The following is a 20,056-nucleotide window of genomic DNA, read 5'->3' as shown; positions in this document are numbered from 1 at the left end:
TCAATCGACTGTTTGCGCGGCAGCGAAAGCAGCCGCCCATCTCAGCAGTAATTCAAGAAGGTCCCAACGTGAAAAGCAGAGCTGCAGTCGCCTGGGAGGCGAATAAACCCCTATCCATCGAGACCGTCGAAATAGGCGGCCCGAAGGCCGGCGAGGTGCTGGTGGAGGTCATGGCGACAGGCGTCTGCCATACCGATGCCTACACCCTTGCCGGTCTCGATTCCGAAGGCAAGTTTCCGGCAATCCTCGGTCACGAGGGGGCGGGCATCGTTCGTGAAGTAGGCCTTGGCGTCACGACCCTGAGGCCGGGCGACCACGTCATTCCTCTCTACACTCCGGAATGCCGCCAGTGCAAAACCTGCCTCTCGCAGCGTTCCAACCTCTGCACATCAATCCGGGCCACGCAAGGGCTTGGGCTTATGCCGGATAAAACGACACGCTTTTCCTGCGATAGTGGCGAGATCTTCCACTACATGGGATGCTCGACCTTCTCCAACTTCACCGTCCTGCCGGAAATCGCACTTGCCAAGGTTCGTGAAGACGCGCCTTTCGACAAGATCTGCTACATCGGCTGCGGCGTCACGACGGGCATCGGCGCGGTGATCTATACGGCAAAGGTTCGCCCCGGATCGAACGTTGTTGTCTTCGGTCTCGGTGGGATTGGCCTCAACGTCATTCAGGGCGCGCGCATGGTCGGCGCTGACAAGATCATCGGCGTCGACATCAACCCTGCCAAGGCCGAAATGGCACGCAAGTTCGGCCTTACCGATTTCATTAATCCGAAAGAAATCGGCAACGAAAAGGTTGTCCAGGCTATCCAGGACCTGACCGACGGCGGCGCTGATTACTCTTTCGACGCAACTGGGAACGTCAACGTAATGCGCCAGGCACTCGAATGCTGCCATCGCGGATGGGGAGAATCCATCATCATCGGCGTGGCGGAAGCCGGCAAGGAAATCTCCACCCGTCCGTTCCAGCTTGTTACCGGCCGCGTCTGGAAAGGTACGGCCTTCGGCGGTGCCCGTGGGCGTACGGATGTACCGAAGATCGTCGACTGGTACATGGAAGGCAGGATCAACATCGATGACCTGATCACGCACAAGATGCCGCTTGATGAGATCAACACGGCATTCGATCTCATGCACGAAGGCAAGTCGATCCGTTCGGTGATCGTCTATTGATCGCTGATAAGAACCCGCATGTCGCAGGAAAACCAAGGAGGAACCATGAGCGTTCGACTTCTTCATCCTTTGATCCAGAACGGGCTTCACAAGGGCGACAGCAATCATGCAGGCGGCATTCTTGCCTGCAAATGCACAGATCGACCTGTTAAGGTGAAAGTCGCGGCCGGGATCGCCCACAATCACGCCTGCGGCTGCACAAAGTGCTGGAAGCCAGATGGCTCGGCGTTCTCCGTCGTGGCCGTGGTCCCAAGCGAAAGCGTTTCGGTCGTCGAAAACGGCGACAAGCTCGCTGTCATCGATCCATCTGCCCTTATCCAGCGCCACGCGTGCAAGGAATGCGGCACGCATATGTACGGTCCGGTCGAGCGGGACCATGCCTTCAAGGGGCTGTCCTTCATCCACCCGGAACTGTTCGACAACGGCAATTGGCCTGAGCCCAGTTTCGCCGCGTTTGTTTCTTCGGCCATTGAAGGTGGGGTCGACCCTTTGGAGATGGAAGGCATCCGCGCAAAACTCAAAGATGTAGGACTCGAGCCCTATGATTGCCTTTCGCCGGCGCTCATGGACTTTCTCGCCACATGGACGGCAAAGAAAAACGGCGTTCTGAACTGATGCGAAGCGGCGGGCCGGAACCATCCATCCGACCCGCTGCCTTCTTATGCAGTTTCGCTAATGCTTACGAAGCGATTAGATCCGGCAGCGGAAGGAGTTAAAATGGTCGATATCAAGGACATCAGCGAAAAGGACCGCAACACCGTCCTGCATCCTTTCACGCATCTTAAGGATTTTGCCACGGGCAAGCTTGGCGACCCGACGATCGTCGAGACGGGGAGGGGCATCCGCATCCAGGATGCGCATGGCAATCAGCTGATCGATGGCTTTGCAGGCCTTTACTGCGTCAACGTCGGCTATGGCCGCACGGAGGTCGCCGAAGCGATCTCGCGCCAGGCCCAGCGATCTCGCGCCAGGCCCACCGCCTTGCCTACTATCACTCCTACGCGGCCCACACGACCGACGAGCTCGCTATCCTCTCCGATCGCCTCGTGAAGATGGCGCCGGGCAAGATGAGCAAGGTGTTCTACGGCATGTCCGGCTCGGACGCCAACGAGACCCAGGCCAAGCTCGTCTGGTACTACAACAATCTGCGCGGCAAGCCGACCAAGAAGAAGATCATCTCGCGCGAGCGCGGCTATCACGGTTGCTCTGTCGTGTCTGGTTCGATGACCGGCATGAGCTTTTATCACGACCATATGGACCTGCCGCTCCCGCAGATCGTACACACAGGTGTTCCGCATCACTATTGGGGCGCAACCTCGGGCGAGACCGAGCGCGAATTCTCCGCTCGCCGCGCCGCCGAGCTTGACCAGCTGATAGAACGTCTAGGCCCGGACAATGTCGGCGCCTTTATCGGTGAGCCGGTTCTTGGCACCGGCGGCATCACGCCTCCCCCGGAAGGGTATTGGGAGGCGATTCAGGCGGTGCTCAAGAAGCACGACGTCCTGCTGATTGCTGACGAAGTGATCACCGGCTTCGGTCGCACAGGCTCAATGTTTGGCTCGCAGCATTATGGCATCGAACCAGACCTTATTACCGTCGCGAAGGGCCTGACATCAGCCTACTTCCCGCTCTCCGGGTGTCGCGCTGCATTTAAAGGTGAGACTTCTCGCTTAATGATATCAAGCCCGGGAGCGGGAAAAAGCTGGGGGTAAGAATTTTAGCGTAACCGGAGCTTTTTGTCGGAAGGGGCATTCGGTGGCAGCGCAATTGAGGATGAAGGTCTGGGTCGAATTGGTTGGCGCCGATGGCCTGCCGCTACGTCGAGAGATCGCAATTGTCGCACGCACAACTCGGCTCCCGATTGTCATTTCGTGAAGCGGCGCGTGTTCTCGACCTTTTTGTGCCGGCCATGCGGCCGCACAATCATCGCACTGTAAGCAACCGGCTGGCGAAGGTCGCCGATCAGATCGAGAAATGGGACCTTGCAAGTCCCTATAGACTGAGCCGTGCCGACGGGTCGCCCATTTCCGTGTTCATTGATGGCGCCTACATTCGCGCGGTCCCCGGATACCAGAGCCGCCATTTCGAAATTGCCATGGGGCGGGTTGTGACCAAAGGCCGACCACCGCGTCAGTTCGCGGCCTCACCGCATGTTACCACCGGCAAGCACGACGTTGTTCGTGCGGCGCTGCGGGCGCAAGGGTGGGTGCCAGGCAGCGACGTCACCGTTTTCAGCGACGGAGACGTCGGGCTGCAGGGTATCGTCACCGGCGCAACACGCCAGCCCATCACCCACATTCTCGACTGGTTCCATCTGTCGATGCGGCTCCGTCACATCGAACAGGCGTGGGAAGGGCTCAAGAGCGTTGGCAATCTGAGTATCTACCTTCGAGACACTGCGCTTCATGTGCCGCGGCTTCGTCATCTCCTCTGGAGCGGCTACGTCAGGGAGGCGACGAGAGCCGTGAGGGATATGCTTTGCCAGTTGGAGCAATATGCTCGGCTGCCGGATGCCAGCAACAAGCTCAAGCGCTTCTTCGAACTGGTCAGCAATCTTCAGACCTACCTGATCCAGAACAAAACCTCCCTGGTCGACTACTGCCAACGATATTGGGCGGATCACCCGATCTCGAGTGCCCCGGCCGAATCCGCCGCCAACAGCCTCGTCAATGCCCGCATGAACAAAAAACGTCAGATGCGCTGGTCTCCCGCAGGGGCTCACAGGGTACTTCAGGTCCGCGCGGCGGTTGCCGATGGTCGATTGAAGCAAGCCAAGTTTGCCCTTGCGGCTTGACCCCCAGCTTTTTCCCGCTCCCCAATTTGGATCGCTGCTGCAGTCCCGACCGCAGGCTTTCTTCGCCGGCCAGCGAACCGGTCAAAGGTCAGGTAGATGACTGGCGTCGTGAAAGGGTCAGTATCTGCGAGATCACGAGTCCGCCGACAATCGCTATGCCAAGCGGCACGCGAAGTTCTGCGCCGGGGCCATGGCCTAGGGCAAGCGGCAAGGCGCCAAGCAGCGCGGCCAGTGTCGTCATCATGATCGGTCGAAAACGCATCAGGCATGCCTGCCGGATCGATTCGGTCGGACTGAGCCCCTGTTCGCGCTCCGCCTCCAGCGCGAAGTCGATCATCATGATCGCATTCTTCTTGACGATGCCGATCAGCAGGATGATGCCGATCATGCCCATGATCGACAGGTCCTGTCCGAACAGCAGCAGCGCCAGCAAGGCACCGAGCCCCGCCGACGGCAGCGTCGAAATGATGGTCAACGGGTGGATCGCGCTCTCGTAGAGGACACCGAGCACGATATAGACGGCGATCACCGCCGCCAGGATCAACCAGGGCTGGCTGGCCAGCGAATCCTGGAAGGCCTGCGCGGTGCCCTGGAAGGAACCGGTGACGCTGACCGGCATTCCAGCATTGATCTCGGCGGCGTGGATCGCCGTCACCGCATCGCTGAGCGACACGCCGGGCGCCAGGTTGAACGACAGCGTCGTCGCCGGTAGCGAGCCCTGGTGGTTCACCGTCACCGGCAGGACGCCGTTCTTCACACTCGCCAGCATGCTCAACGGGATCAGCTTCTGCGTTGTTGAGGAGCGGACATACAGGCGGCTCAGCGCATCCGTGTTGAGCTGGAAGCTCGGATCGAGCTCCAGCACCACATGGTACTGGCTGACCTGCGTGAACAGCGTGGCGACCTGCCGCTGGCCGAAGGCGTCATAGAGGACGTCGTCGATCGCCTGCACGCTGACGCCGAGCCGCGCCGCTGTCGGGCGGTCGATATCGAGCGTCGCGCTGGTCGCCGCCGGCCGCGCGTCCGACGACACGTCGAGCAGGCCAGGCAGCGCCGCAATCGCCTTTTTCATGGTCGCCGCCCATTTGTCGAGCTCGGCGGTGTCGCCGCTTTGCAGCGTGTATTGGTATTGCGCCGCGCCCTGGCGCCCACCGATCTGGATGTCCTGGCGGATCAGCATGTTCAGCGTCAGGCCCTCGATGTTGGCCGCGGCCGACTTGAGTCGTGCCATCACCTGCCTGGCGCTGGCCTTGCGTTGTGCAAAAGGCTTGAGGTTGACCTGGATCTGTCCGACGCTGACCGACGGGCTGGGGTTGATCCAGAAGCCGACGTTGTCGACATCCGGATCCTTCTGCACGATAGCGCCGAGCTGTTGCATCTTCGTCGACATCGCCTCGAAGGAAATGTCGGTGGCCGCCTGTGCCTGCCCCTGGATGTATCCAGTATCCTGCTCGGGCAGGAATCCCTTCGGTGTGATCGTGTAGAGCCACAGCGTCAGTGCCAGCGTGCCCACCGTGACCAGCAGCATCAGTGCGCGATGCGCCAGCACGACGTCCAGGCAGCGCGCATACCCGTTGGTCACGGCCTGGAATCCCCGCTCCGACCATCGATAGAACCGTCCATGCTGCCGGTCGTGGTCAGGCTTGATCAGCCAGGCGCACAGCATCGGCGTCACGGTCAACGAAACCAGGCCCGATATCAGGATGGCGATACTCACCGTCACCGCGAATTCGCGGAACAGGCGGCCGACCACACCGCCCATCAACAGGATGGGGATGAAGACAGCAATCAGCGAGATGGTCATCGAGATGATTGTGAAGGTGACCTCGCGCGCGCCGTCTATCGCCGCCGCGATCTTCGACTTGCCCATTTCGAGATGGCGGGTGATGTTCTCGATGACGACGATGGCGTCGTCGACGACGAAACCCACCGCGATGACCAAGCCCATCAGCGAGAGGTTGTCCAGACTGTAGCCGAGCAGATACATCACGCAGAACGTGCCAAACAGCGACAGCGGAATCGTGATGCTCGGAATCACCGTCGCCCAGAAATTGCGCAGGAACACAAAGATCACGCCGACCACCAGCGCGATGGTAATCAGCATCGTGTATTGCACATCGGCGAGGGATGCCTGGATGATCTGGGTGCGGTCGCCGACCACCGTCAGCTTGACCGATGCCGGCAGGCTTTGTGACAGCGCCGGCAGTCGGTCCTTGATCGACTGGATGGTGCTCAGCACGTTGAAGCCGGCCTGCTTGTGGATATCGATCATCACCGAGCGCGTGCCCTGCAGCCAGGCCGCCTGGTGCGTATCCTGGGGCGCGGTGAGAACCGTGCCGAGGTCGCCAAGCAGGATCGGCGAGCCGTTGCGATAGGCAACCACCATTCCCTGGTAGGCCGGCACATCGACAAGCTGGTCGGTGGCGCCGAGCACGACGGTGCGTCCATCGCCGCTGAGCGAGCCTTTGGGCGCATTGACCGTCTGCTGACCGATCACGGTGCGCACGTCCTCCAGCGTCAGGCCGCGCGCGGCGACCTTGTCAGGATCTAGCCGGATGCGCACTGATGGGCGTTGCGGCCCGTGAAAGTCGACGAGGCCGACGCCCATCATCTGCGACAACTGCTGGGCGATCACGTCCTCGGCATAGTGGTCGAGCTCGGTCGTCGCCATGATGTCGGAGCTCAGCGAAAGGGTCAGCAGCGTCGCCTCCGCCGGATTGACCTTGTGGTATGTCGGCGGGCTGGTCATGCTTTTGGGCAGCAAGCCGCTGGTCGCCGAGATCGCCGCTTGCACATCCTGCGCTGCGGCATTGATGTCGCGCGTCAGGTCGAACTGCATGACGATCGTGGTGCGGCCCGACGCACTGGACGACGTCATCTGCGTCACGCCGGAAACGCTCGACAGCGAATTTTCCAGCGGTGTCGCAACCGTGTTCGCCATCGTGTCGGCGCTGGCACCCGGAACCTGCGCCTCAACCTCGATCGTCGGGAAGTCGATCTGCGGCAACGGCGCCACCGGCAGGCTAAAATAAGCCACCGCGCCCAGCATCAGGACGCCGAGCGCCAGCAGGCAGGTGCCGACACGGCGCCGGATGAAGAGTTCCGAGATGCTCATCATTTCGTCTCCAGCGCCACCTTCTGGGACGGGTCGTCGGCCTGCGTCACCTTCACGCTCGTCCCCTCGGTCAGGCGGGACTGGCCAGACACCACGATGTTGTCGCCGGCCACCGCGCCGGAGGTCAGCATGGTGACGTCGCCGACCACATCGCCTGTGGTCACCTTGGCGATGGTAACGGTGTTGTCCGGCTTGACGACGAAGACATAGGGGCCGCTCTGGCCGCTCTGCACCGCGGCCGAAGGCAGCACGACGGCGTTATGCTCGGTACGCACACCGACCTGAACCGTCACCAGTGCCCCCGGCCAGAGCGCCTTGTCGTTGTTGTCGAATTCAGCTTTCAGCTTGATCATGCCGGTCGTCGTGTCGATCTGGCTGTCGATGGCCGTCAGCTTGCCGTCAGCGATCTTCCTGGAGCTGTCCCTGGCGTCGGCGGCAACCGGGAGCGAGCCGGCGGACTGGCCGGACTGAAGGTCGGGCAACTGGTCCTGGGGCAGCGAGAACTGCACGGCGATCGGTTGCATCTGGGTGATGGTGACGATGCCGGTGGCATCATTGGCATGCACCAGCGTACCTTCATTGGCCTGTTTAAGGCCCACGCGCCCGGAGATCGGCGCGGTGATCGTCGCATAGTCGAGATTGAGCTTGGCGGTATCGACCGCGGCCTGGTCGCCGTCAACCGTCGCCTGCATGACCGCAACCTGGGCGCGGGCCGTATCGGCCGCCTGCGTGGTGCCGGCGCCGGACTGGGTGAGCTTCGTCGCCCGTGCTTCGTCGACGCGCGCATTGGCAAGCTGCGCCGCATCCCTGTGCAAGGTGGCCTGCGCCTGCGCCAGTTGTGCGGCATAGGCGCGCGGATCGATCTGGGCAAGGATATCGCCGGCCTTCACCTCCTGCCCTTCACTGAAAAAGATGCGCTGTATCTGGCCGTCCACCCTGGCCTTGACGTCGACCTGGTTGAGCGGAAGCACGGTGCCGAGCCCGGTGCGCGCGATCGGGAGGTCGCGTACAGTGGCAAGGGCCGCCGTGACAGGGATAGGCGCGGCCGCGATCTTGGCAAGCGGCGCGGTGTCCCCCTGGCGGAGCGTCAATGCCCCGGCACCTGCTGCCACGACAAGGATCGCGCCGAGCGCCAGCCACCGTACCTTACGGGATGCGGGCGCAGAACAGTCTGTCGGCTGGCCGGCATCTGTCTGGTCGTCTTGGCTTTCAGGGTCGTCGCGCACAGGGGTCTCCATGGGTTCGACTGCCGTTGTGGCGGAAGAGACGACTGGCATTTCTCTGTTTCAACGGCGTGCCCAAAAATGTGAGCACCCTTGGAGAGAGTTTTCGGCCGGCGTCCCGCTTCTCGACAGGCAGTGCAGTGCAATTGCTGCATTGCACAATCACCATGGGGTCCCGTTCATGTCGGGCCGTTCGCCCGAACATGAAATATCGTTCAGGTAGGAACATGCGCTAGGGCCGCTGCGGACTGAGAACGTAGCCCGAGCCCTGCACCGTGTGGATCAGCGGGGCGGCGAACCCCTCATCCACCTTGCCGCGCAAGCGGTGGATATGCATGTCGACGACGTTGCCGCGCGGTTCGAAATCATAGGGCCATGCCGTTTCGAGCAGCATCGAACGCGTCACGATCTGGCCGGCGTGGCGCATCAGCAGCTCCAGCAACAGGAATTCCCGGTACTGGAGATCGATGTGGCGTGCACCGCGCACCGCGCGCCGACCAAGCACGTCAAGCTCCAAGTCGCCGACCTTCAGCACCGCCTGCCGCCGTGTCGGCTGGACGCGCCTTGCCAACGCGTCGAGTCGCGCCAGTATCTCCGAGAAGGCATAGGGCTTGGCGATGTAATCGTCGCATCCCGCCTGTAGGCCTTCGATCCTGTCTTGCGTGCTGGCGCGGGCGCTCAACATCAACGCCGGCACCTGGTTGCCGTGGGCCCGGATGCCTTTGACCAATTCGATCCCGTCCATCTGCGGAAGCATCCTGTCGAGGACGAGAACGTCGTAGATGTCTTCCAGCGCCATGGCCAGGCCCGTCGCGCCGTCGCGAGCGCGGTCGACGACATGGCCGGCTTCCGAAAGCCCGCGCTTCAGGTAGCTTGCCGTCTTTTCATCGTCTTCGACAATCAGGATACGCATCGGACCGCCATTCTCGCCACCGGAAGATGAACCGTTCCCATGATATGGCGAAATTGCCGGATCAGAGGATCTGGAAGGAGAAACCGAGCTTCCCAGGACCAGGCTGACGCCAAACGCACCGACCGGATTTGCATCTCCCGCAAAACATAGGCGCGAGAGGCGACCATGACCAGATTTGCTCAGTCTCGTCGCGGCCCGCCAGTGACCTTCCTTTGCCATCGTCAGGTCGCCGCTGTGGACCTCCGCCGAGGGCTTTCCGGAATCAAACATGAATCCGATTTAATGTTGGCGCGAAACCGATCTAGGTCGCATGCGTCTAAAGGAATACCATATGCAAGCAACAACATGACCTTGCTCGCCGTCGGAGTGCAGTGTGACAACCATACTGGTGATAGAGGACGATGCGCAGACCTCGCGCGAAATCGAGGCTGCGCTTGTCGACTATGGATATGAGACGCGGACGGCCTTCACCGGCCGCGACGGTCTCGTGAAAGCGATCAGCGATCCCTATGATGCCATCGTTCTCGATCGCATGCTGCCGGGCGACCTCGACGGGCTGGGCGTGCTGGCGGCGCTGCGTGCGGCCGGCATCCATGCGCCGGTGCTGATCCTCAGCGCCTTGACGGCCGTCGATGAACGCGTTCGCGGACTGAAGGCCGGCGGCGATGACTACTTGACCAAGCCTTTCGATTTCCTTGAGCTGACGGCCAGACTGGATGTCCTGCTCCGCCGGCGCAATGCACCGATAACTGAATCCGTGCTGCGGGCCGGCCCGCTGGAGGTGGACCTTCTGACGCACACCGTTCGCCGTCACGGCCAGCTCGTCGACCTGTTGCCGCGGGAATACCGGCTCCTGGAATATCTTGTCCGCAATGCCGGACAGGTGGTGACGCGCACCATGTTGTTCGAGGAGATATGGCACTACCGCTACGACGAGCCAACCAATCTCATCGATGTGCATGTCAGCAAGCTGCGGCGCAAGATCGACACGGCCGGCGAGCCGTCGGTCATCCAGACGGTGCGCGGCTCGGGATATGTCCTCAATGCGGCTGGTTGAGCTCTCCAGGACAACCAGCTTCAGGCTGGCGATCGCGTTCCTGGCTTTGTTCGGCCTGGCGTCGCTGACACTTTTCGCCTTCATCTCATGGGAGGTGAAAGGCTTTCTCTCGAACAGGGTCGACGAATGGGTGCAGCGCGAGGGCAAGGTGCTATCGCGTCTGGATGCGACCGCGCTGGCACAGAGGCTGGATAACCGCCAGCGCGACGACGCCACCACCGAGCGGCCGATTACCCTTTACGATGCGACCGGCAAGGTCCTCGCCGGCAACCCGCTACCCTTCCCCGCCGGACATGACAATGCCACCGCCCCGTTCGAGTTCGGCCACGGAAGCCATCTTCCCATGGCGCCCTTTCGCGGGCTGACCTGGCGATTGCCGACAGGCCAAACCCTACTAGTTGCGCAAAGCGTCGACGAATTGAACGAATTCGGCGACGTCCTGCTCGGCGCAATGTTGCTCGCCGGCGGCGTGACGACGGTTCTGGGATTGGTTGGAGCGATCCTGATCGGCGCCGGTGCCGTCCGGCAACTGGACGACATCACCAAGGCGACCCGCAGCATCGTCAAGGGCGACCTCTCCGGCCGCCTGCCGACGCGAGGCAGCGGAGACGTGGGGCGGCTTGTCGCCGTGGTCAACGAGATGTTGGACGAATTGCAGCGGCTGATGAACGAGGTGAAAGGCGTCTGCGACAACATCGCCCATGAAATGCGCACGCCGCTGACCCGCCTGCTTGCCGGTCTCGACCGTTCGCGAAGACGGTCGTCATCCACTGCCGACTATGCCGAAAGCGTCGACGAGGCGATTGCCGAAACGCAAGGCATCTTGAAGACCTTCGGCGCGCTGTTGCGCATTTCCGAAATCGAGGACGGCGCGCGGCGGGCCGGTTTCATCGACGTCGACCTTGGCGCCATCGTCACCGATGCCGTCGAGTTCTACGAGCCGCTGGCCGAGGACAAGAACATCACGCTCAGATCCTATTTCGAGGGCGAGCCCGCCAGACCCTCGCGCGGTGACCCGAGCCTGCTCTTCGAGGCTTTCGCCAACCTGATCGACAATGCGATCAAATTCACGCCGGCAGGCGGCTCCGTCGAGGTCCGGTTTGCCCGCAGCGGCGCAGCCGTCATCGTCTCTGTCAGCGACACCGGCCCCGGTATTTCCGAGGCCGACCGAACCATAGTTCTGAAGCGGTTCTACCGCGCGGAGCCGAGCCGTCACGAACCCGGCAACGGCCTCGGCCTCAGTCTGGTGGCGGCGATCGCGCGCTTACATGACATGGATATGGTGATCGAAGGACCACCCGGTTGCCGGATAGCCTTGACCCGCAACCGATCCGAGACGCTGTCGCACATAGTCGAGAATTGAGAGCCTGCTTCGCTGAGCGCTGTAGCGCATCCAAAAACAGCCGGTTGTTCGGTTGCCGAACCAGGACGTAGTGACGCGATTTCGGCCCCCGTTTCAGCGATCTTTTCGTGCAGATGGTCGGCGTGGCGTCGCGGTACCGTGACCGGGCTGATCGATACCAAGCCAATTGCGCATCAGGATCCATTAGGTCCTTTCGTTGTCCCAATGGCATACCCCAGGTCCTGTCGCAGATGACGGGGCTCGAACAGAAGGCATCGGGCGGGCGCTGGGGACCGGCTCGAGCTGCAGCGTGTGCTCGATCACTTGCGCGATGGCATACGGTCGTCGTCTGGAAACTGGATCGTCTGTCGCGTTCGCTAAAAGACCCCGTTCATCTGATGGACAAGATCACAAGTGAAGGTGCCGGGTTCTGGTCACTCAGCGGGGCGATCGACACGACCGCAGGTCGCATGATGACGCAGATGGTCGGCTCCTTCACGGAATTCGAACGTGCCATGATCCGGGAAAGGACCACGACCGCTCTCGCCAAGGCACGAGCCGAAGGCAGGATCGGGGGACGGCGCAGAAAACGGCTCTGTCGCAAACCTTTCGGTAAGCAGAGCATGTCATGGAACGCTCCTCAGCTATGGAGGAGGCACGTGATGTTCAAGGGCCGTCATTTCGACCAGTCGGTGATCCTCCTGTGCGTGCGCTGGTACTTGGCCTACAATCTGAGCCTGCGCGATCTGGAAGAGATGATGGCCGAACGCGGCTTGAAGGTCGACCACTCCACCGTGCATCGCTGGGTCGCTCACTTCTCGCCGCAGCTGCTGGAGCGCTTCAACCGGCGCAAGCGTGCGGTCGGCAGCAAGTGGCATATGGACGAGACGTACATCAAGGTCCGCGGCCAGTGGATGTATCTTTACCGCGCCATCGACAGCCTCGGCGACACCGTCGAATTCTATTTCAGCGAAAACCGTGACCTGGTGGCGGCCAAACGCTTCCTCCGCAAGGCGCTGGCGCGCCATGGCCAGCCGGAGCACATCGTCATCGACGGCAGCCAGACCAATCACGAGGCAATCCTTTCCTGCGACGCTGAAAGCCGCCTGCGGCAGCGATCGCGGCGACCACTGAAGCCGATCCGCATCCGCAAAAGCCGGTATCTCAACAATCGGATCGAACAGGATCACAGGCGTATCAAGCGCCGCATTCGATCCATGCTCGGCTTCAAGTCGCAGGCGAGCACAGTGGTTATCCTCTCCGGCATCGAGATGATCCATATGATGCGCAAGCGACAGGCGAGGTATGCCTACAATCCCAGTCCATCGATCGCCGAGCAGTTCGACATCCTCGCCGCCTGACGGACAGGCCGAAATGGCCGTTCACTATCCCATTTCCAAGTTTGCGACAGAGCCGCAATTCTTGGGCCATCTCTATGACTGCGCGCCGGAGCTCTTGAAGGCGGGTGACCTGGCTCGACGTTTCGCTGCACTGATACGCGGCGACGATGATGCCGGCCTCGATCAATGGATTGAGGACGCCACGGACAGCGAACTGGCTTCCCTTGCGGCAGGCATCGGCCGTGACATTGCGGCTGTTCGGGCCGCAATCACCCAGCCCTGGAGCACCAGTCCCGTCGAGGGACAGATCAACCGTCTCAAGACCATCAAGCGCCAGATGTATGGGCGCTCCGGGTATCCGCTGCTGAGAAACAGGATGCTGGCAGCCGCCTAACGACCGTAGAAACAGACGGGGCAACCAAGGGAACGACGCCCCTGCACCAAATATGCGGAAGATCCCAAAATCGCCGCGCGGGTGGTCGAGATGAAAATGCAAATCCGCCTGCACCTGCCGACATCCTGCCCCGACCAGCGTATTCTGCGCATCGTCCTCGATCGCATTCCGCGGCTCGCGACATAACGATGGGGCGCAGGCGCCCCGAAACGAACCCGCCGACCGCAACCTGCAAACCCCACCTGCCATCACGACGGATCATCGCCGGCGCCCGACGAGGCTTGTCAAAATGCACCCCGAGGGCGGCCAGATCGCCGATGCAGGCCGCCGAAAGCCGATCGCCGTGCATCAAGGCGGCTAGTTACCCACGGCCGCCTTTGGCGCTGCCGCTGCGTTCATTCTTGGAAGGCAAAGACAAAACCCGCAGATTGCGGCGCATCTCATTCCAACGGACGCTGAGGATGGTCATTTAAGAGGGTTTCGCTGCTTCACCGCCATGTCGCACGAAATTCAAGTATGCATTCTGCAGCGTCAAAGCAACGGACCCCGGCCGCCCCTCAGCGACCTTCTGTGAATCGATCTGCACGACCGGAACAACGAAGAACGTCGCGCCTGTCAGGAACACCTCAGACATGTGGTGAAGTGCGGAAAGAGTGATGGGCTCTTCCCGCACTTGGAGCCCCAAATCCTTACTCAAGGCAATTACCCGCCTTCGGGTGATACCCGGGAGTATTATCGGGCCTAGAGGGTGAGTCCAAAGAACACCCTGATTGTCCACACCGAAGACGGTGGTTGACCCTCCTTCCGTAACAACCCCGCCCTCGTGGAGGATTGCCTCTCCAGCTCCCATCTCATGGGCTCTCGACTTCGCGAGAACCTGTGCCAGGAGGGAAGTCGACTTTATATCGCGACGCTTCCATCGGAGGTCTTCGACCAAGGCCGCCGAAATCCCCGTGGCAAGCCTTGGGTCCGTATCGAGCGCCTTTGCTTGGACAAGGCCAAGGATGGTCGGCGGCTGACCTTCGCTCGGCACAAAATCACGTTCCATCACACCCCGCGTGACCTGAATGTAGACAGTTCCGGTATCGACAGGATTCTCAAAGATCAAACGGTGATGGATTGCTTGCCAGTCCGCGTCATCTAGGTCGACAAGGATGCCGACCTGCGCAAGCGATGAGCGTAAGCGGGACAAATGCGCCTCGAAATCGACCATGCAGCGATTGACGAATGCTGTGACCTCATAAACTCCATCTCCGAGATTGAAGCCCCGGTCGAATATCGGCACGCGCGCTTGCTCCAGCGGCATATAGACCCCGTTCAGATACGTGATCCGGCCGCCCCCTAAAGAGCCGCTCGTCATCATTGGCGTCCGGAAATCATAGGCCCTCGACCGCGCATGCCGAGCCATGCAGCGAAAATTGTCCCGACCAGGGTGGTGCGTAGTTTCATTCTTGGCCTTTCGCTTTCGCGGGGCTACCGGAGGAACCACGGTGCGACGCCGTGTAATGGCCGTCCACGACATATCTGTGACAACTATCGCATATTACGATCACAACACGATGTTATCCGATGGATGAGTTCCTTTGCGCAGAGAGGGAGATGACATTACTGACTGCCGTACCGCGATAGGCGGCGACGCGAAAACCTGGCGCCGAATTTTGTCGCTGGCTTGCGCCTCAGCGGCAAGAAAGATCTGGCCGGGATTCTGCAAATATCGAATAATGATATGTTTTCATCTCCAAATTCGATTTTTGGGTTTGCTCAATCGCAACTCCGCGGGCTTCATGATCGCATTTCCCAGGTGTCGTGCCATGGTCCCGTAGCGCCTTTCTGAATCGCATGCGCCATGCACGACCCGCACTGCCGGAGTTGTCTATGTCGCTTGTTTCAAGCCGTCTCAAATCCATCCGCCCTTCCGAAACGAAGGCGATGACGGCACGGGCGGCCGCACTCAGGGCCCAAGGGCACAAGGTCATCACCCTCAGTCAGGGCGAACCCGATTTCGATACGCCGCTCAATGTGGCTGACGCCGGTATCCAGGCGATCCGCGATGGTCGAACCCGATATACTGCGGTGGCGGGAGTGGTTCCGCTGCGGGAGGCCATTCGAGACAAGCTGGGGCGCGAGAATGGCCTCGGCTATTCGATCGACCAGATCACGGTCGGATGCGGTGCCAAGCAGGTCGTCTTCAACGCTTTCTTTGCGAGCCTGGAACCCGGTGAGGAAGTCATCATTCCCGCACCGTGCTGGGTGTCCTATCCCGACATGGTGCGTCTGGCTGGCGGCCAGCCCGTGATTGTAGACTGCCTCGAGGCAGACGGGTTCAAGCTGACGCCGGAGAAGCTTGAGAGCGCAATCACCCCCCGCACCAAATGGCTGATGCTGAACTCGCCCAGCAATCCCACGGGCGCGGTTTACAGCGAGGCCGAATTGGTTGCGCTCGCCGACGTCCTGCGGCGACATCCGCACGTCTATATCCTGTCAGACGATATCTACGAGAAGCTTGTTTACGGAGTTGCACGCTTTGCAACGATGGCAAGTGCCGCTCCCGACCTCTTCGATCGCACTATCACCGTGAACGGTGTCTCCAAGACCAATGCGATGACAGGTTGGCGTGTCGGTTATGGAGCAGGCCCGATCGAGCTCATCAAAGCCATCAACGTCATTCAGGGCCAGACAACTTCGCATACCAGCTCGATCTCGCAGTACGCCGCAATCGAAGCGATCGCCGGCGACCAAAGCTACGTTCCTGTGTTCAGGGCCGAGTTCGAAAAACGCCGCAACCTGGTCGTTGCGAGACTCAACGCGGCTCCGGGATTGAGCTGCACCGTGCCGGACGGGGCCTTTTACCTCTTTGCCAACTGCACCGGCGTCCTGGGCCGCGTTACAGCAGCGGGCAAGGTGGTCGAGACCGACACCGACTTCGCCATGTACCTGCTCGAAGACGCGGGCGTCGCAGTCGTACCTGGATCCGGATTCCTGGCATCTCCCTACATTCGCATTTCCTATGCGTCCTCGATCGAGGATCTCACCACTGCATGCGATCGCATCATCGCTGCATGTTCGAAACTCTCTCAGGATGAAGCAGCATGAGCCGGGGCAAAAACCTCAAGGACACCATTGCGAAAAACGGCCTTGCTCATGTGATGGCGGCGCACAGCCCCCTGTCGGCTTGCCTGGCGGAGGAAGCCGGTTTCGATGGCCTATGGGCGTCAGGATTTGAGCTTTCCGCCCTCTATGGCGTGCCCGATATGAGCCTGACCACGATGACGCAACACCTCGACATGGTGCGCGCGATGGCCGACCGCAGCACGCTGCCTATCGTCGCCGACATCGACACCGGCTTCGGCAATGCGCTGAACGTCATCCACGCCATTCAACAGTACGAGCGTGCCGGCGCATCCGCGGTGGTCATTGAAGACAAGAGCTTCCCAAAGGTCACCAGCCTCGTCGCCGACGGCCGCCAGGAGCTCGTGCGCATTGAGGAGTTCCAAGGCAAGGTTGAAGCTGCACTGGCCACCAGAGCCGATCCGGACTTCCTCATCATCGCGCGCACCGAGGCGCTGATCGCCGGGCTCGGCGAGCAAGAGGCGTTGACGCGCGCGGCCGCATACGAGGCGGCCGGCGCCGACATGATCCTGATTCACTCCAAGCAGAAAGACCCCGGCGAGGTGGAGAGCTTTGTGCGGGCCTGGTCGGGCAAGGTGCCGATCGTCATTGTTCCGACCGCATACCCCGAGATGAACGAGGAGCGCATCCGCAAGCTCGGCAAGATCGCCATGGTCATCTACGGCAATCACGCCATCCGCGCTTCGGTGACGGCTATGAAGGATGTGTTTGCCCGCATCCGGAGAGACGGCGGAATTCAGAACGTGAACAGCGACATTGTCTCGGTCGAAGAGATATTCCGCCTGCAGGGGATGGAGATGGCGAAAGCGGAAGAGAAACGGTTCCTGCGCTGAACCCGTAACCAGAGTGGAACCCGGATGCGATGGGCTGTCCTGACGACGCGAGCCCGCATCTTTCAGCTCCATACCCAGACCCGCGGACAAGAATACTCTGAATGAGATACGCCCTCTATTATACCACTCCACCTGATCATGCGTTGACCCGCGTCGCATCGCGATGGCTGGGCCGCAGTGCATTTTCCCACAACTGCGATCAGTCTAGCCAAGCATCAGGCGGTGATCAGGCACTGACCGCTGAGCCGAGACGCTACGGCTTCCACGCGACGATCAAGGCGCCGTTCCGATTGCGCGAAGATCGCACAGCGAAAGAACTTGAGGCCGCCGTCGGCAGTTTCTGTGCCAACCGGCCAATCTGCCCGATCGGCCCTCTGAGTGTTGCGCGGATCGGTAATTTCTTTGCCCTTGTCCCGAGCACCAGAACGCCATTTCTCGGCGGGCTCGCCTCGCGGGCGGTAGCCGACCTGGACGAGTTTCGCGCGCCGATGAACGAAGCCGAGCTTCAACGCCGCCTCCGCTTCGACCTTGATGACGTCGAGATTACAAATCTGGTCCGGTGGGGCTATCCGTATGTGTTCGATCGCTTCCGCTTCCACATGACCCTGACCGGACCGGTGCAAGCCAGCCGGCGTGAGGCAGTAGGCGGTCAGCTCAAGGCGATGTTCGACCCGGTGCTGCTTGCAGAGGACTTGCACATCGACGCGCTGACGTTGTTCGTACAGGACAATCCAGGAGGCGATTTTCTGGCGCAAACGCGGTTCCCTCTTTGGACACGAGAACCGATGAAGGCGACGGGATGATCTGCGCCGGTGCAGATCGCGGAACACTCCTCCTCATCGTCGGTCCCACCGCGGCGGGCAGGGACAGCTTGCTCGACTATTCCACACGGGCTTTCTGGCGCGTCGCCCCGACGTTTCAGTCACAGGACCGGACGTGGTCGACATCTACAACCCGGGCCGCCCGCAGGCTGGAGCTGAAGGAATACACCACTCTAGCAAAGAGAAGCTCGAGCATGGCGAAGGATCCAAAACGGCAGCTGGATGAGCACATCAGGACATTGATCGATGCGCTTGAGGTCGGATATGACGAGCGCATACGCTTCGCATTGGAGAGTTTCGCCCTCGATTCCGGCTTCGAGCGCTTCGCCTTTCTCCACGCCCGAGGACCCGACAGCCGCGCCTTTTCCAACTATCCCGAAGAATGGCAGCGCCGCTACCTTACCAAGAACTACGCCGCCCTGGACCCGGTTGTCGCACACGCCAAACGCACGATGCAGATCAGTTGGTCTGGTCGCAAAATGTCAAACCTTAGCCGCGAAGAGCGGCAGTTCTTCGCGGAGGCCGAGGAGTTTGGCATCGCGGCGGGCTTGACCATGCCGATCAAAACCGGCTTCGGCGCGTTGCCATGCTGACGCTCGCATCAAGCCACACCGACATAGATACCGTCGCAATTCGTGACGCCGCCTATGCCGCCACCGCCGTGGCCTTCGTCCACCTCAACCTGTTGAGATTGTCGGCCAAGGCGATGACCGGCGCGGACGTCCTTCTGTCACCACGCGAAGCCGCCCTGACCACTTTGCGATGGCGGCCGAAGGCCAGACGCAACCCTTCGCCCAGATTCTGGAGAAGATGCCAGCGGTCGGCGACCTGCGTTGCATCGGGAGCACCGCGACGGGCGCCGTAATAAACGCCGGCGCGATCGCGAGCGATGACTTCGATGCCCGGATGACGTTTCAGCCATGACGCGACAGTGTTGGCATTTCGGTCCGGCAACAGATCGAGGACGCGGTTGCGCTCCAGATCGCAGATGATCGTTCCGTAGCGCTGCCCCTTGCGCCAGGCCCAGTCGTCGATGCCGACCACCCGCGGCGCGTCCGGTGGCTCGAACCCGGCTGAGCGGATCATCCGCAGCAGCGTATCGCCGCTTACCGGCATGGCGAGTTTGCGCGACAGGCGCGAGCCGGATTCGCCGCCGACCGCGAAGCCGATCACCAACTGGCTCTCACCGAGGCGTGCAGTGCGTCTCGCTTTCGGCTGCACCGTTTCCGGCAATCGTTCCGTAAAGATCCGCTGACGGCATTGCGGATTGGCGCAACGGAACCGCCTGGCGTGAAGCCGGATTTCGACAACCCGTCCCTGCCACGGCAGATCAGCCACCCGGCGCATGTAGTGGCTGTGGACGCGGCCGGTTCCGCAGCCGCAGGAGGGACAGCTGCGCATTCTGTCGTCTTCGGCCGGGCTACAAGCACCACCTTGTCGGCCTGTGGGAGAATTTGGACAATCGAAAGCTCGGGCGAGACCAGCGAACGGAAGGCATGGAGCACGGGCGAATCACCGGCGTCGACTGCGATTCCGACTCTATGGACTCATTCGCACCGCCCGTGAATCCCGGCCCCTGCACCAAATATGCGGAAGATCCCCTGATTGACGCGCTCTCACGTTGATTGCCGCGCCGCAGTCTAGCGCAAAAGCCCGACAATCGAAGTGCTGCCGATGTGATGGATGCTCGCGACCATGTCGCCGATCACCTCCAAGATCCGACGCTTTTGCTCTTCGAATATCCCTGGCCATGCTGGATCGTAGTCGACGACTTTATCGCATTCATTTAGGGAACGTGGCCCCCCGGATTTTCGGCGGCTTGCCTGATTCGCAGAGCAGCCGAAATGCGCTCAGCCTTGCGCTGGCGAACGCGTGAGTTTGCCCGAGGGTGTAAGTGTGCGACGGCTCGCCGGT

At 61.1% G+C, this 20,056-nt stretch carries 16 protein-coding genes and 3 pseudogenes; 13 read left to right on the top strand and 6 right to left on the bottom strand.

What is annotated here, in order from left to right:
* Positions 1-68 precede the first annotated feature (68 nt).
* The 4 genes and pseudogenes from BPNPMPFG_RS33625 to BPNPMPFG_RS33610 all read left to right on the top strand — a co-directional run.
* A complete protein-coding gene (locus BPNPMPFG_RS33625; protein ID WP_258597127.1) occupies positions 69-1,181 on the top strand; it encodes an S-(hydroxymethyl)glutathione dehydrogenase/class III alcohol dehydrogenase in 1,113 nt (370 codons plus the stop codon).
* 45 nt (positions 1,182-1,226) lie between these two features.
* Positions 1,227-1,796 (top strand): S-(hydroxymethyl)glutathione synthase, encoded by a 570-nt coding sequence (gfa, locus tag BPNPMPFG_RS33620; RefSeq protein WP_258597126.1) that lies wholly within the window; start codon positions 1,227-1,229, stop codon positions 1,794-1,796.
* Positions 1,797-1,898: 102 nt separating this feature from the next.
* Positions 1,899-2,818 (top strand): annotated as a pseudogene (locus tag BPNPMPFG_RS33615) (aminotransferase class III-fold pyridoxal phosphate-dependent enzyme); the annotation flags it as partial.
* A gap of 206 nt (positions 2,819-3,024) precedes the next feature.
* Positions 3,025-3,975, top strand: a pseudogene (locus BPNPMPFG_RS33610) (ISKra4 family transposase); the annotation flags it as partial.
* A gap of 88 nt (positions 3,976-4,063) precedes the next feature.
* On the opposite strand, the gene BPNPMPFG_RS33605 reads toward BPNPMPFG_RS33610, so the two are convergent.
* The 3 genes from BPNPMPFG_RS33605 to BPNPMPFG_RS33595 form a co-directional block, all read right to left on the bottom strand.
* Complete coding sequence (locus tag BPNPMPFG_RS33605; RefSeq protein ID WP_319946020.1) at positions 4,064-7,093, bottom strand: efflux RND transporter permease subunit; 3,030 nt, start codon at positions 7,091-7,093, stop codon at positions 4,064-4,066.
* Positions 7,090-8,316 carry an efflux RND transporter periplasmic adaptor subunit gene (locus tag BPNPMPFG_RS33600; protein ID WP_258597631.1) on the bottom strand — a complete coding sequence of 409 codons (1,227 nt, stop codon included), beginning with the start codon at positions 8,314-8,316 and terminating at the stop codon, positions 7,090-7,092. Before BPNPMPFG_RS33600 ends, BPNPMPFG_RS33605 begins: the two co-directional genes overlap by 4 nt.
* Before the next feature lie 229 nt (positions 8,317-8,545).
* On the bottom strand, positions 8,546-9,226 hold the full coding sequence (locus BPNPMPFG_RS33595) for a response regulator transcription factor (protein ID WP_183454827.1): 681 nt from the start codon (positions 9,224-9,226) through the stop codon (positions 8,546-8,548).
* Between the two features lie 373 nt (positions 9,227-9,599).
* Here BPNPMPFG_RS33595 and BPNPMPFG_RS33590 point away from each other — a divergent pair, with 373 nt between their 5' ends.
* The 5 genes and pseudogenes from BPNPMPFG_RS33590 to BPNPMPFG_RS33570 all read left to right on the top strand — a co-directional run bounded on the left by BPNPMPFG_RS33590 (position 9,600) and on the right by BPNPMPFG_RS33570 (position 13,359).
* Entirely contained in the window at positions 9,600-10,283 is a 684-nt protein-coding gene (locus BPNPMPFG_RS33590) for a response regulator transcription factor (RefSeq protein ID WP_258597625.1), read from the top strand.
* On the top strand, positions 10,270-11,646 hold the full coding sequence (locus BPNPMPFG_RS33585; protein WP_258597622.1) for a sensor histidine kinase: 1,377 nt from the start codon (positions 10,270-10,272) through the stop codon (positions 11,644-11,646). Before BPNPMPFG_RS33590 ends, BPNPMPFG_RS33585 begins: the two co-directional genes overlap by 14 nt.
* A gap of 113 nt (positions 11,647-11,759) precedes the next feature.
* Positions 11,760-12,134, top strand: a pseudogene (locus BPNPMPFG_RS33580) (recombinase family protein); the annotation flags it as partial.
* Positions 12,135-12,287: 153 nt separating this feature from the next.
* Positions 12,288-12,986, top strand: a complete 699-nt coding sequence (locus BPNPMPFG_RS33575) for an IS6 family transposase (RefSeq protein ID WP_258597671.1) — start codon at positions 12,288-12,290, stop codon at positions 12,984-12,986.
* Positions 12,931-13,359 (top strand): transposase, encoded by a 429-nt coding sequence (locus BPNPMPFG_RS33570; protein WP_413776908.1) that lies wholly within the window; start codon positions 12,931-12,933, stop codon positions 13,357-13,359. Before BPNPMPFG_RS33575 ends, BPNPMPFG_RS33570 begins: the two co-directional genes overlap by 56 nt.
* 469 nt (positions 13,360-13,828) lie before the next feature.
* On the opposite strand, the gene BPNPMPFG_RS33565 is transcribed toward BPNPMPFG_RS33570, so the two are convergent.
* The gene (locus tag BPNPMPFG_RS33565) at positions 13,829-14,722 is read right to left on the bottom strand and encodes an aminotransferase class IV (protein WP_258597609.1); all 894 of its coding nucleotides are present in this window, start codon (positions 14,720-14,722) and stop codon (positions 13,829-13,831) included.
* A gap of 512 nt (positions 14,723-15,234) precedes the next feature.
* Between BPNPMPFG_RS33565 and BPNPMPFG_RS33560 the strand changes: the two genes are divergently transcribed.
* From BPNPMPFG_RS33560 to BPNPMPFG_RS33545, 4 genes are all read left to right on the top strand, one after another.
* Positions 15,235-16,452, top strand: coding sequence for a pyridoxal phosphate-dependent aminotransferase (locus BPNPMPFG_RS33560; protein WP_258597603.1), 1,218 nt, complete (start codon positions 15,235-15,237; stop codon positions 16,450-16,452).
* On the top strand, positions 16,449-17,321 hold the full coding sequence (locus BPNPMPFG_RS33555; protein WP_258597590.1) for a phosphonopyruvate hydrolase: 873 nt from the start codon (positions 16,449-16,451) through the stop codon (positions 17,319-17,321). Before BPNPMPFG_RS33560 ends, BPNPMPFG_RS33555 begins: the two co-directional genes overlap by 4 nt.
* 101 nt (positions 17,322-17,422) lie before the next feature.
* Positions 17,423-18,124 (top strand): DUF1045 domain-containing protein, encoded by a 702-nt coding sequence (locus BPNPMPFG_RS33550; protein ID WP_258597589.1) that lies wholly within the window; start codon positions 17,423-17,425, stop codon positions 18,122-18,124.
* 212 nt (positions 18,125-18,336) lie between these two features.
* The gene (locus tag BPNPMPFG_RS33545) at positions 18,337-18,735 is read left to right on the top strand and encodes an autoinducer binding domain-containing protein (RefSeq protein ID WP_258597588.1); all 399 of its coding nucleotides are present in this window, start codon (positions 18,337-18,339) and stop codon (positions 18,733-18,735) included.
* A 52-nt stretch (positions 18,736-18,787) separates the two neighbouring features.
* Here BPNPMPFG_RS33545 and BPNPMPFG_RS33540 read toward each other — a convergent pair whose 3' ends face one another.
* Complete coding sequence (locus tag BPNPMPFG_RS33540) at positions 18,788-19,543, bottom strand: ISL3 family transposase (protein WP_258597587.1); 756 nt, start codon at positions 19,541-19,543, stop codon at positions 18,788-18,790.
* A 239-nt stretch (positions 19,544-19,782) separates the two neighbouring features.
* Positions 19,783-19,884 (bottom strand): GrpB family protein, encoded by a 102-nt coding sequence (locus BPNPMPFG_RS33535; RefSeq protein ID WP_258597664.1) that lies wholly within the window; start codon positions 19,882-19,884, stop codon positions 19,783-19,785.
* Between the last annotated feature and the right edge of the window lie 172 nt (positions 19,885-20,056).

The sequence above is a fragment of the Mesorhizobium sp. AR07 genome (assembly GCF_024746815.1).
GTDB lineage: Bacteria > Pseudomonadota > Alphaproteobacteria > Rhizobiales > Rhizobiaceae > Mesorhizobium.
Note: the sequence above shows the minus strand (reverse complement) of the source record. Positions and strands in the feature narration are given on the sequence as shown.

What these genes read in the sequence shown, in the direction of transcription:
- BPNPMPFG_RS33560 (WP_258597603.1), top strand. Translation starts at nt 15,235, where the DNA reads ATGTCGCTTGTTTCAAGCCGTCTCAAATCCATCCGCCCTTCCGAAACG.
- gfa (WP_258597126.1), top strand. Translation starts at nt 1,227, where the DNA reads ATGAGCGTTCGACTTCTTCATCCTTTGATCCAGAACGGGCTTCACAAG.
- BPNPMPFG_RS33565 (WP_258597609.1), bottom strand. Translation starts at nt 14,722, where the DNA reads ATGATGACGAGCGGCTCTTTAGGGGGCGGCCGGATCACGTATCTGAAC.
- BPNPMPFG_RS33605 (WP_319946020.1), bottom strand. Translation starts at nt 7,093, where the DNA reads ATGATGAGCATCTCGGAACTCTTCATCCGGCGCCGTGTCGGCACCTGC.
- BPNPMPFG_RS33595 (WP_183454827.1), bottom strand. Translation starts at nt 9,226, where the DNA reads ATGCGTATCCTGATTGTCGAAGACGATGAAAAGACGGCAAGCTACCTG.
- BPNPMPFG_RS33575 (WP_258597671.1), top strand. Translation starts at nt 12,288, where the DNA reads ATGTTCAAGGGCCGTCATTTCGACCAGTCGGTGATCCTCCTGTGCGTG.
- BPNPMPFG_RS33555 (WP_258597590.1), top strand. Translation starts at nt 16,449, where the DNA reads ATGAGCCGGGGCAAAAACCTCAAGGACACCATTGCGAAAAACGGCCTT.
- BPNPMPFG_RS33570 (WP_413776908.1), top strand. Translation starts at nt 12,931, where the DNA reads ATGCCTACAATCCCAGTCCATCGATCGCCGAGCAGTTCGACATCCTCG.
- BPNPMPFG_RS33585 (WP_258597622.1), top strand. Translation starts at nt 10,270, where the DNA reads ATGCGGCTGGTTGAGCTCTCCAGGACAACCAGCTTCAGGCTGGCGATC.
- BPNPMPFG_RS33545 (WP_258597588.1), top strand. Translation starts at nt 18,337, where the DNA reads ATGGCGAAGGATCCAAAACGGCAGCTGGATGAGCACATCAGGACATTG.
- BPNPMPFG_RS33550 (WP_258597589.1), top strand. Translation starts at nt 17,423, where the DNA reads ATGAGATACGCCCTCTATTATACCACTCCACCTGATCATGCGTTGACC.
- BPNPMPFG_RS33540 (WP_258597587.1), bottom strand. Translation starts at nt 19,543, where the DNA reads ATGCGCAGCTGTCCCTCCTGCGGCTGCGGAACCGGCCGCGTCCACAGC.